Origin of the sequence: Acidovorax sp. Root217 (assembly GCF_001428645.1) — a bacterium.
Classification (GTDB): Bacteria; Pseudomonadota; Gammaproteobacteria; order Burkholderiales; family Burkholderiaceae_C; genus Acidovorax.
In genome coordinates this window covers 137,013-147,744 of the sequence record NZ_LMIH01000042.1, presented here as the reverse complement: position 1 = coordinate 147,744, position 10,732 = coordinate 137,013, and the positions used below count along the sequence as shown (strand labels likewise).

The following is a 10,732-nucleotide window of genomic DNA, read 5'->3' as shown; positions in this document are numbered from 1 at the left end:
CATCTTGCTCTTGTTCTCGCTGCCGCCACCCTTGGCCGCGACGGTGATGTCCAGACTGGCGCCGGGCACGATCTGCGCGAAGATCACTGCAGGCGTGTTGTCCTTGGTGTTCTTGCGGTCGAACTCGGGGTCGGCCACCACGCTGGCGCGCAGGGTGTTGTCGGGGTGGTTGTAGCCACGGCGCACGCCTTCGTTGATGGCGTCTTCCAGACCGCCGGGGAAGCCTTCCCAGCGCACGTCCATGCCCACCTTCAAAAACACGTTGACGATGCCGGTATCCTGGCAGATGGGGCGCTGGCCGGTGGCGCTCATCTTGCTGTTGGTCAGGATCTGGGCGATGGCGTCCTTGGCCGCAGCGCTCTGTTCGCGTTCGTAGGCGCGCGCCAGGTGGGCGATGTAGTCGCTGGGGTGGTAGTAGGAGATGTACTGCAGCGCAGCAGCAACGGACTCGACGAGATCGTCGTACTTGATCGTGGTGGTCATCGTGTTTCTGTCGTGGGCGGAACGGGGGCGTGTCTGTGCACGCTGTGGCTGCCGCCTGGGACGGCGCCGGGCGCAATTATCCCACCCGCGTGCTGACAGGGGACTGGCACGGGAAATGACCCGCATTCGCTGAGCCGCGGCGCAAAAGATAGGATGGTGCAACTTCACCATCTGGCGCCTTCACCCATGGTCTACGCCTCGACAGAGCTTGAGTTTCTCGGTGCCCTTCTGGCGGCCGCAGCGCGTGAGGAAATCATGCCCCGCTTCGCGCGCCTGTCTGCGGTGGACCGCCGGCAGAAGACCTCGGCCTTCGATATCGTGACGGACGCCGATGAAGCCGCCGAGGCCGCCATCCTGTCCGCGCTGAGGGCACGGCACGCAGGCGCGTCCTTCATCGGCGAGGAATCTGCCGGGCGCGATCCTTCGCTGCTCGCCACCATCGCCACGGCCGATCTGGCCTTCATCATCGACCCGCTGGACGGCACCAAGAATTTTGCCTCGGGCCTGCCGCTGTTCGGTGTGATGGCAGCCGTGACCGTGGCGGGAGAGGTGGTGGCGGTTGCCATCCACGACCCCGTGCGCGCGGACACGGCCTTTGCCATGAAGGGCGGTGGCGCGTGGATGGAGTCGGCCGCTGGCGAGCGCACAGTGCTGCAGGTGGCGCCGCCGGTGCCGGTGGGCCAGATGGAATGCGTGGTGGGCACCAACTTCCTGCCGGAGCCGCTGCGCACAGAGGTCAACTCCCGGCTGTCGCGCCTGGGCATGAGCACCTGGTTGCGCTGCGCGGCGCACGAGTACCGGCTGGCGGCGGCCGGCCATGTGCACGCCCTGTTCTACAACCGGCTCATGCCCTGGGACCATGCCGCCGGCTGGCTACTGCACCGTGAGGCGGGCGGGTATGCGGGCCACTTCGATGGCAGTGGCTACCTGGCATCCCACACGACCGGCGGGCTGGTCTGTGCGAGCGACCAGCGCAGCTTCGACGCCCTGCGCGCGGCCTTGCTGGCATAGCCTGCTGGCGGGGCGGGATCAGGCGGGCTCGTCCTCGGTACCGGGCTCTTCGCTGTCTTCTTCGGGGTACATGTCGGCATCGACATCCACCAGGGGCTCTGCGGGCAGGTCGCCGTCCGTGTCGTCTGCGGATGCGAGGGATTCCATGTGGTCGGGCAGGATGTCGCGCGCTTCGCGGTGCAGGCCGGGCTCCACGCTGGCGCGCTCGCCGGTGCCGTAGCGGTCGGTGTCCATCTCCGGGTCGGCGCTGTAGACGCCAGCGCTGTCGCTGCCCGAGTCGGACGCATCGCTGGGGCCCATGCTGTCATTGCCGGTGGCGCTGTGGGTGGGCGGGAGGTTGTCGGCGTCGATGCCGAGCAGGCTGCTGTTGGCCATGGAAGTCTCCGATCTGGCTGGGTGCGCACCGGTCAACGGGAGTCGGCACGGCAATGGCGGTGCGGCCACTGTGGTGCCATGGTGCGCGCGCCCTGCGCTGCGCGGTGTAAGAACATGCCGACGATTGCTACCGATGGTCACGGGGACCGCTGCGCTGGGCTTTTTGTCAGCTGCCGCGCTCTTACAAACTTCCGATCACGGACGGCGTGAAGTCCACGGCACCGTCCGGCTTTTCGCCCTGCGACCAGGCCAGGAGCGAATCCGCCGGCATGGGGCGTGCAAAGAAGAAGCCTTGCAGTTCGTCACAGTCCATGGCCAGCAGGATGTCGCGCTGGCCGATGGTTTCCACGCCCTCGGCCACCACGCGCAGGCCCAGCGCGTGCGCCAGGCTCACCACGGCGCTGACCACGGCGCGGGCGTCCTCGCTGTCTTCCAGGTCGTTGACGAAGCTGCGGTCGATCTTGAGCTGCTGCGCGGGCAGTTGGCGCAGGTAGTTGAGGCTGGAGTAGCCGGTGCCGAAATCATCGATGGACAAAAACACGCCAATGCGTGCCAGCCCGTCGAAGGTGCGCTGCGTGGCCTTGATGTCCTCCATGGCCACCGACTCGGTGATCTCGCACAGCAGCTGCGAGGCATCCAGGCCGTGGAACTGCAGCGCATGCTCGATACGCTCGGCCAGGCCGCTTTCGCGCAACTGGTGCACCGACAGGTTGATGGCCACGCGCATGCGCATGCCGCTGCGGGCCCATTCGGCCGTCTGGCGGCAGGCCTCGTTGATGACCCAGGCGCCCAGGCGCCCGATCAGGCCAAAGCGCTCGGCCAGGGTGATGAACACCATGGGGGGCACCATGCCGTGCTTGGGGTGGCTCCAGCGCAGCAGGGCTTCCACGCCGCTGATCTGGCCACGCGTGCCGTCGATCTTGGGCTGGTAGTGCAGGGCCAGCTCGCCCCGGTCCAGCGCCTGGCGCAGGTCGTTCAGCAGCTCCAGTTGTTCCGATGCGTCCGAGCCCATGTGGGGCTCGAACAGCGCGTAGCAGCCACCGCCTGCGCGCTTGGCGGCGTACATGGCCGCATCGGCGTTGGCCACCAGCTTGTTGCGATCGCCATGGTCGGGGTGCACCACGATGCCGATGGAGCAGGCGATCTGCACCTTCTTGCCAGACACCTCGAAGGGCCGTGACAGCGATTCGAGCACGCGGTTGGCCATGCTGACGCAGGCGGCCACGTCGGTCACATCTTCCAGCAGGATCAGGAACTCGTCTCCGCCCACGCGGGCCACCGTGTCGCTCTCGCGCGCCTCCTGGCGCAGCCGGTCCGCTGCGCTGCGCAGAATCACGTCGCCGGCCGCATGGCCGAAGGAGTCGTTGATGGGCTTGAAGCCGTCGAGGTCCACGAACAGCACGGCCAGCCGGTCTTCCACGCGGTGGTGATTCGTGCGGTCCAGGCGCAGCAGGGCGTGGATGAGCCGGTCCTCGAACAGCAAGCGATTGGGCAGGCCGGTGAGGGCGTCGGCAAAGGCGCGCTGCTGCAGTTCGTCGTTGGCGGCCTGCAGGCGGGTGTTGCTCTCCTGCAGCGATTGGGTGAGCTGCTGCGCCGTGCTCTGCAGCCGCGCGTCCAGGATGGAGGTGAACAGCGTGCTCACCAGCAGCATGCCGGTGGCGATGAGCACCATCGCCGTCATGCCCGGGCCTCCGAGCTCGCCCGCGCTCAGGCACACGGCGCCCACCGCAAAGCGGGCCGCTGCCATGCCGGTGTAGTGCATGCCGCAGATGGCCACTGCCATCACGAACGAGGCGGCCAACTGGTAGCCCACGCGCTGGCTGGGCCGCACGCGGCGCAGCAGCTTGAAGATGAGCAGCGCCGAGGCCGAGGCCAGCACCGCGATCAGCACCGACAGGACGACGACCCGGTAGTCCCAGACGATGCCGGGGTTCATGTCCATGGCCGCCATGCCGATGTAGTGCATGCCGCTGATGCCGGCGCCCATCACCAGGGCACCCAGTGCGAGCTGGGTGTTGCCGAAGTGCTCGCGGCTGGCCAGCTCCAGCGCCACGCCCGATGCCGCCACGGCCGCCAGCCAGGACAGCAGGGTGGCTCCGCCGGAGAAACCGATCTCGATGGGCAGCTTGAACGCCTGCATGCCCAGGAAGTGCATGGACCAGATGCCGGTGCCCATGACGATGGAGCCTGCGGCCCACCAGGCCAGTCCCACGCTGCGCTGCGCCGTGCGCACCCGCCGCGCCAGGTCCAGCGTGACGTAGGAGGCCAGCATGGCAATGGCAAAGGACGCTGCCACCACGAACAGGTTGTAGCTGAAAGGCATGAACGTGTTCATGGAATGGAGCAGGAGAAAAAGGCGGTTGTGGATAGGCAGGTTGCGCCAGCACCGGCGCGCCGTCAAGAGGGCGTGCCTGTGCGGGGGGAGCGGAGCCTGTTCATGGTCTTTCTCAGCGGCGCGCGCAGGCCGCAGCCACGCCCGATTGCAGGCCCCAGGGGCCAACCAGGGCATGCATGCCCAGCGCAAGAAGGGGAGGGGCGGCGGTGCTGCTCCAGCTGCCGGTTGGTGGCATCTGCAGCGCCGCTGCCTGGGGTCCATGGGGGCTTGGTGCGCCCAGAACGGTACCGAAAAAGACCGTGAACAGGTTCTTTCTGGGCAAAGTGTACCAATTTGTAGCGAAAATTGTTGAGGTGTGGGCTCTAGGCTTTCACGGCAGCGCGGGCTTTCAGGCCATGTGCCACGGGGTGGGAGTGGCGGCACAATCCATGAGGGTGCGCGTGCCATCCGGCGGTCCGATTTCCCTGACTCTGGGTCATGTCTCTGGGTTTGTAAATGAGAATTGTTCGGTTTTGCCTTATGCTCCCGAGCGCGCCGGGTTCCCCCTGGCAGCCCTTTTTTCGGCCCGCCGCTGCCGCAGCGGGCCGTGCTGACCGTTGTTTACCCTGGAGTACCGTTTTCCATGACCTCCCGTACCGAACGCGACACCTTTGGCCCCATTGAGGTGCCGGCCGACAAGCTGTGGGGCGCGCAGACGCAGCGCTCGCTGCAGAACTTCGACATCTCCGGCGAGCAGCAGCCGCGCGAGATCATCAAGGCGCTGGCCCAGGTCAAGCGCGCCTCGGCCGTGGTGAACCAGGCCCTGGGCCTGCAGGACGCCAAGAAGACCGACGCCATCGTCGCCGCCGCCGATGAAGTCATCGCAGGCAAGCACGCGGGCGAGTTCCCTCTGGTGGTGTGGCAGACGGGCTCGGGCACGCAGACCAACATGAACGTCAACGAGGTGCTGGCCAACCGCGCCAGCGAGATTCTGGGCGGCGAGCGCGGCGAAGGCCGCCTGGTACACCCCAACGACGACGTGAACCGCAGCCAATCGAGCAACGACGTGTTCCCCACCGCCATGCATGTGGCCGCTGTGGAAGCCCTTACCCACAAGCTCTTGCCCGCCATCGCCAAGCTGCGCGCCACGCTGGACAAGAAGGCCAGGGATTTCGACGGCATCGTCAAGATCGGCCGCACCCACCTGCAGGACGCCACCCCGCTCACGCTGGGCCAGGAGTTCTCGGGCTACGTGGCCCAGCTCGACCATGGCGAGCGCCACGTGCGCGCCGCGCTGCCCCACCTGTACGAGCTGGCCCTGGGCGGCACGGCGGTGGGCACGGGCCTGAACGCCCCCAAGGGCTACGCCGAGCAGTCGGCCGCCGAACTCGCGCGCCTCACGGGCCTGCCGTTCGTCACCGCGCCCAACAAGTTCGAGGCCCTGGCTTCGGTGGATGGCCTGGTGCATGCCCATGGTGCCCTCAAGACCCTGGCCGCCAGCATGATGAAGATCGCCAACGACGTGCGCTGGCTGGCCAGCGGCCCGCGCAGCGGCATCGGCGAGCTCAGCATCCCCGAGAACGAGCCCGGCTCGTCCATCATGCCCGGCAAGGTCAACCCCACGCAGAGCGAGGCCGTGACCATGCTGGCCGCACAGGTGTTCGGCAACGACGTGGCCATCAATTTCGGCGGCGCCTCGGGCAACTTCGAGCTCAACGTGTTCCGCCCGATGGTGGCGCACAACTTTCTGCAGAGCGTGCGCCTCTTGGCCGACGGCATGGTCAGCTTCAACGACCAGTGCGCCGTGGGCATCGAGCCCAACCGCGAGCGCATCACCGAGCTGGTGGACCGCTCGCTGATGCTGGTGACGGCGCTCAACACCCACATCGGCTACGACAAGGCCGCTTTCATTGCCAAGAAGGCGCACAAGGAAGGCACCAGCCTGCGCGAAGCCGCTGTGGCCTCGGGCCATGTGACGGGCGAGCAGTTCGACCAGTGGGTGGTGCCGGGCAACATGGTCGGCCGCTGAGCGCAGCAGGGGCAGCAGGGGGCGCTCGATCCTGGCGCCCGCTGCGCTGGACGCTCACGCGCCGCGTTGTGATCCCACTGGCTCGCCCGACGCCAGCGACTCCTGCTGCGCCAGCGCTTCGAGCTGCGCGAGGTTGTGCACCACGATGTCGCGCTGGTGGATGCCGATGATGCCCTCGCGCTCCATCCACTTGAGCTCCATGTTGATGCGCTGGCGCGAGCCGCCCAGCAACTGCGCCAGCTCGTCCTGCACCAGCGACAGGCCGATGGCACCGCGTGTGCCGGGCACGGCGGCGCGCTCGCCGAAGCGGCGCAGCATGTGCAACAGCTGCTTGGCCAGCCGCGCGCGCAGGGGCAGGGTGGCCATGTCTTCCATCATCCAGTACAGGTAGCGCATGCGCCGCGCCTGCAGGGTGAGCAGGGCTTCTCCGAACTGCGGGTGCTCGCGCAGCAGCTGGCGGAACACCGCTTCGGCCACGCTCAGCACCGTGGTGGGGCCGTGGGCGTGGGCATCGTAGGTGTTGGCGCCCTGGTGCAGCACCTCGGCCTCGCCGACCCAGATGCCTGGCTCCACATAGGCCAGGGTGACCTGCTTGCCCGAGGGCGTGGTGCGCCTAAAGCGGATGGCTCCACTGGCGCAGGTGAACCAGTCCGTTGCCAGCTTGCCCTGCTCGACGATCATCTTGCCGTGCGCGTAGCGCGTGACGCGGCCCAGGCGCAGGATGTCGTGCCTGAGCGAGGGCGTGAGCGCCGCGAACCAGCGGCCGCGGTTGATGGCGTCGCGCTCTTCCAGGCTCAGGAAGGGGCGCTGCTGCGCGTTGCGGTCCGCGCCGTTGCTCAGGGATTCCAGCATGGTGATGGGCTGCTCGTGGGGGCGATGTCGATGGAGGTGCCGATGGCGGCAGGAGGGACCGCTGTTTATGCCGCGCCGCAGCAATTTTAGCCACCCACCACCCCAACCGAGGCCCGGCGCGGCACCTTGGCGACACGGACTCAGGCTTTTGCCGCCGCCTTGCCGCGCGGCCTGTGCAGAAAGGCCAGCAGCCGCCGCTCCGCCGCGCTCAGCCCCCGGGGCGATGCCGCGCCGCCGATGCGCTCCCACACCGACTGCATGCCCGGCCCCGCATCGGACGCCAGGCGCGAGCCCAGCTCCAGCACCGCCGGGTGCACGTACGACTTCTTGCACACGGCGGGCGTGTTGCCCAGCTGGCGCGCCACCTCGGCCAGGATGTCCTTGGCGCTGTAGGCCTGTGGCCCCGCCGGGCCCGCGCACGCCAGGCGCGTGAGTTCCAGCGCCTGCACCGTGCCGTGCCAGGTGCGGAAGTCCTTGGCGGTAAAGCGCATGGCGTCGGCGCCGGCCTGGTCGGCACCGGTGATCTCGGCCAGGTAGTCGTTCACGTCGCCCGAGCCCACCGCGCGGGGCTGGCCGTCGTCGCCTTCGTACTGGAACAGCTCCTGCCCGGGCAGTTGCTGGCAGCGGCGCACCACACGGGCCACGCGCGGGTCGTCCAGGGCGGCCTGCTGCGGCACGCCGCTCTTGCCTCTGAAGCTCAGTGTGAGCTTGCTGCCGTGCAGCTTGGCGTGCCGTGTGCGCAGCGTGGTCAGGCCGAAGGAGTTGTTGCTGCTGGCGTACTCCTCATTGCCCACGCGCACGTAGGTGGTGTCCAGCAGGCGCACCAGCGTCGCCAGCACCAGGGTGCGCGAGAGAGACTTGCCGCGCATGCCTTCCTTCAGGTCTCGCGCCACGCGCGCACGGATGCGCGGCAGCGCGCGGCCAAAGGCCTGCATGCGGTCGAACTTGTGCTCGTCGCGCTGCAGCCGCCAGTCGGGGTGGTAGCGGTACTGCAGCCGGCCGCGCGCGTCCAGCCCCGTGGCCTGCAGGTGGCCATTTGGCAGCGGGCAGATCCACACGCTGGTGTAGGCCGGGGGGATCGCCAGTTGGTTGATGCGCGCCACCTCGCCGGGGTCCACCACCCACTGCCCGTCGGGGCTGCGGTAGCGAAAGGCCTTGCCGCGCCTCACGCGCGTGAGGCCTGGCATCTCGGTGCTGACATAGCGCAGGCCGCCGTGCAGGCGGGGGCGGGAGGAGGCGGTCTTGCGTGGGGAGGAGGCGGGCGAAGGCATGCCCCGATCACACCGCGGCCCGTCGGGGACGGCCGTAGGAGCCCGCTCGACACCGGCGTGGGACGGCGCCGCAGCCAGTCGGGGTCGCTCGCGCTATTTCGCTGCGCCCGCCACCGCGTGCCGGCAGCCGAAGGACAGGTTCTCGCGCGCAATGTCGTCGCTGCCGCACTGCCATTTGCCCAGGTCGCTCTGGCCCTTGCGCTTCTTCATCGTGGGCAGGTAGACCAGGTGCTTGCCGTCCAGTGGCTTGCCCGCGCCGTCGGCAATGGTCAGGCGCACCACGCCATTGGCGGGCTCGATGGCCAGGGCCTTGAAGCCTGCCGGCAACTGCCCGGCCTGGGCCAGGCCGATGGCCGCCGCGTTGGCGGGGAAGTCGCCGGTGTTGCGGTAGTGGTTCTCCACCAGCTGCAGCACGGGGCGCGCGGCCTTGTCGAGCTGGCGCACCTGCTCGCGGTGCGGGTTGGCGGGTTCGTCGCCCTGGTTCCACAGGGCCACGGCGACCATGGTCGCGAAGCTGAAAGCCGACAGCGCTCCCAGTACCACCATCGCCTTGAGGAACCAGCCCGGCCCGCGCTCCAGGGCCACGGCCTTCTGGATGGCGGTGTCGCTGGCGCGGTTGGAGACCACGAAGGTGCCCGTCATCGAGCCGTGCAGGCCGCGCTCGCCGAACAGGGCAGTGAGCACACGGTGCAGCAAAAAGGGCACGGCCAGCGTGAGCCCCAGGGTCAGCGTGTACTTGAGGAAATGCCGCAGCATCGACCGCGCTACGCCAGGGCGCTCACCCGTGCGCGTGACCACGCGCATGCCCAGCAGGCGCTTGCCCGGCGAGCCCGCGCCCATGGCGTCCATCAGCGCGGGCGAGAACAGGCCCAGCACGGCCAGCGCCAGTGCGGCCGGGTAGGCGGCGTTGGGCGCCCCGTCGAAGGCGGGGCGGGCGAACACCCAGGCCAGCACCATCGCGATGGGCAGGACCAGCATGAGGAACCCGTCGATCAGTGTGGCGCCCAGGCGTGGCAGGGTGCCGGGAAACACCTCGACCAATTCAGCCTGGTGTGCCTGCTTTTGCGCGGGCTTGGGGGGCGGCGCAGGGGCGTTGGCGGTGGGGAAAGAGGAAAGAGGGGCTGCACCTGTCTGCGCGCCAGCCACCGGCAGCGGCGCCTGGCAGCTGAAGCATTGGGTGTAGGAGGCGTGGTTCTGCCAGTTGCAGCGCGGGCATTGCATGGTGGTGCGGCAGGCCACAAGTCGATGGCCGGCGAAGGTGGAGGCGGCCGGATTATGCGGCGCGCGCCCCGCCGCCTGCAGCCCTCCGCCACCGCTTGTGGCCTGCACCACACACACCCACCCGAAAGAGTGAGACATTCCGCACAACTGGCCGATTTATCGGGATGCCGCCAGCGCCTGTGCGATCCAGCCGTCGAAGGTGGCCTGGTGCGCGCGGATCCAGCCGTCCGCATGGCGCGCGAGGTCAGCGGGCCGGTTCTGCCCGTCGCGCATGGCCAGGTTCTGGGCGTTGATGTCGCCCACGGGCAGCTGCATTACCTCGAACAGCTTGGCTGCCGCCGGGTTCTGGTCGGTGAACTGCCGGTTGGCCACGATGCGCTGGTGGTTGGGGATGAAGCCGTAGTTCTTGCCGTTGGGCAGCTCTGTGTCCACCCCGGCCTGTCCGCCCGGCAGTGCCGAACGCGGCACCTGCAGCCACACCACTTCCTGGCCGGGGCGCAGCACGCCGCTGACCCAGTAGGGCGTCCAGGTGTAGTACAGGATGGGCTGGCCCTGCCTGAAGCGGGCGATGGTGTCGGCGATCAGTGCCGAGTAGCTGCCCTGCACATGGGTCACCGTGCCGCTGAGGCCGTAGGCCGTGAGCTGGTGCTCGATCACGCCCTCGCAGCCCCAGCCGGGCGTGCAGCCGGTGAGGTCGGCCTTGTCGTCGCCGTTGGTGTCGAAGAGCTTGGCGAGCTGGGGGTCCTTGAGCTGGTCGATGTGGGTGATGCCGTACTGCTCGGCCGTCTTCTTGTCGATCAGGTAGCCCTGCACGGCGTTCTGTGAATAGCTGCCGGTGCGCGAGAGCTTGGCATCGCCACCCGCATTGCGGTAGAAGTCGGCGTGCAGCGGGTCCCAGTGGTTGGCCATGTAGGTGGCGTCGCCCTGGGCGATGGCCACGTGGGCCGTGGGGTACTCGACCTCCTTGGTGGGCTGCACGGTGTAGCCCAGTTTTTCGAGCGCACGGCCCACCAGCAGGGTCTGGAAGCTCTCTTCGGCGATGGAGCTTTGCAGCGGCTGCACGGTGGTGCCCTTGCCGGGCAGCTCGGTCTGTGCATGCACGCCACCCGCCAGGGCAAAGGCGGCAAGCACGGTGGCGATGCGGTGGTTCATGGATGCCATGGGTTCGTTTTCTCG

At 68.4% G+C, this 10,732-nt stretch carries 9 protein-coding genes; 2 read left to right on the top strand and 7 right to left on the bottom strand.

The window, feature by feature from the left end:
- Nucleotides 1-483 (bottom strand): fumarate hydratase (locus tag ASE31_RS29225; protein WP_162261448.1); only part of this gene is annotated, 483 nt, incomplete at its 3' end.
- 186 nt (nucleotides 484-669) lie between these two features.
- Here ASE31_RS29225 and ASE31_RS29220 point away from each other — a divergent pair.
- Entirely contained in the window at nucleotides 670-1,494 is an 825-nt protein-coding gene (locus tag ASE31_RS29220) for an inositol monophosphatase (protein WP_057206527.1), read from the top strand.
- Between the two features lie 18 nt (nucleotides 1,495-1,512).
- Here the strand turns inward: ASE31_RS29220 and ASE31_RS29215 are convergent, their stop codons facing one another.
- A complete protein-coding gene (locus tag ASE31_RS29215; protein ID WP_057206499.1) occupies nucleotides 1,513-1,869 on the bottom strand; it encodes a hypothetical protein in 357 nt (118 codons plus the stop codon).
- Between the two features lie 181 nt (nucleotides 1,870-2,050).
- Nucleotides 2,051-4,204: a bifunctional diguanylate cyclase/phosphodiesterase gene (locus ASE31_RS29210; RefSeq protein WP_057206525.1), complete on the bottom strand. Its 2,154-nt coding sequence runs from the start codon at nucleotides 4,202-4,204 to the stop codon at nucleotides 2,051-2,053.
- Nucleotides 4,205-4,826: 622 nt separating this feature from the next.
- Between ASE31_RS29210 and fumC the strand changes: the two genes are divergently transcribed.
- Nucleotides 4,827-6,212, top strand: a complete 1,386-nt coding sequence (gene fumC / locus ASE31_RS29205) for a class II fumarate hydratase (RefSeq protein ID WP_057206498.1) — start codon at nucleotides 4,827-4,829, stop codon at nucleotides 6,210-6,212.
- Nucleotides 6,213-6,266: 54 nt separating this feature from the next.
- On the opposite strand, the gene ASE31_RS29200 is transcribed toward fumC, so the two are convergent.
- The 4 genes from ASE31_RS29200 to proX form a co-directional block, all read right to left on the bottom strand.
- Nucleotides 6,267-7,064 (bottom strand): Crp/Fnr family transcriptional regulator, encoded by a 798-nt coding sequence (locus ASE31_RS29200; RefSeq protein WP_057206496.1) that lies wholly within the window; start codon nucleotides 7,062-7,064, stop codon nucleotides 6,267-6,269.
- A 140-nt stretch (nucleotides 7,065-7,204) separates the two neighbouring features.
- Nucleotides 7,205-8,335 (bottom strand): DNA topoisomerase IB, encoded by a 1,131-nt coding sequence (locus tag ASE31_RS29195; RefSeq protein WP_057206494.1) that lies wholly within the window; start codon nucleotides 8,333-8,335, stop codon nucleotides 7,205-7,207.
- Nucleotides 8,336-8,428: 93 nt separating this feature from the next.
- On the bottom strand, nucleotides 8,429-9,556 hold the full coding sequence (locus ASE31_RS29190) for an RDD family protein (protein ID WP_057206523.1): 1,128 nt from the start codon (nucleotides 9,554-9,556) through the stop codon (nucleotides 8,429-8,431).
- Between the two features lie 156 nt (nucleotides 9,557-9,712).
- On the bottom strand, nucleotides 9,713-10,708 hold the full coding sequence (gene proX / locus ASE31_RS29185; RefSeq protein WP_235514804.1) for a glycine betaine/L-proline ABC transporter substrate-binding protein ProX: 996 nt from the start codon (nucleotides 10,706-10,708) through the stop codon (nucleotides 9,713-9,715).
- Between the last annotated feature and the right edge of the window lie 24 nt (nucleotides 10,709-10,732).